Origin of the sequence: Nostoc sp. CALU 1950, assembly GCF_051172895.1 — a bacterium.
Classification (GTDB): Bacteria; Cyanobacteriota; Cyanobacteriia; order Cyanobacteriales; family Nostocaceae; genus Nostoc; species Nostoc edaphicum_A.
In genome coordinates this window covers 1-289 of record NZ_JBDNJQ010000461.1, presented here as the reverse complement: position 1 = coordinate 289, position 289 = coordinate 1, and the positions used below count along the sequence as shown (strand labels likewise).

General features: G+C 45.7%; 1 protein-coding gene. It reads left to right on the top strand.

The genetic code is table 11. The features are described 5' to 3' along the window. Positions 1–289 (top strand): HEAT repeat domain-containing protein (locus ABF638_RS38425; RefSeq protein WP_435027960.1); only part of this gene is annotated, 289 nt, incomplete at both ends.

Below are 289 nucleotides of genomic sequence, written 5' to 3'. Positions count from 1 at the left end.
ATAGTTATAGCCGTAGGCAGGTGGCAGAAAGCTTAGGAAAAATTGACCCTGGCAACCCAACAGTGATTGAAGGGTTGATAGCACTTATCCATGACCCACAGGTTGATAGTGATATTTGTAGGGTGGCAGCAGAAAGCTTAAGGAAAATTGACCCTGCCAACCCAACAGTGATTGAAGGGTTGATAGCACTTATCCATGAGCCACAGGTTGATAGTGATACGCGTTGGCAGGCAACAGAAAGCTTAAGGAAAATTGACCCTGCCAACCCAACAGTGATTGAAGGGTTGAT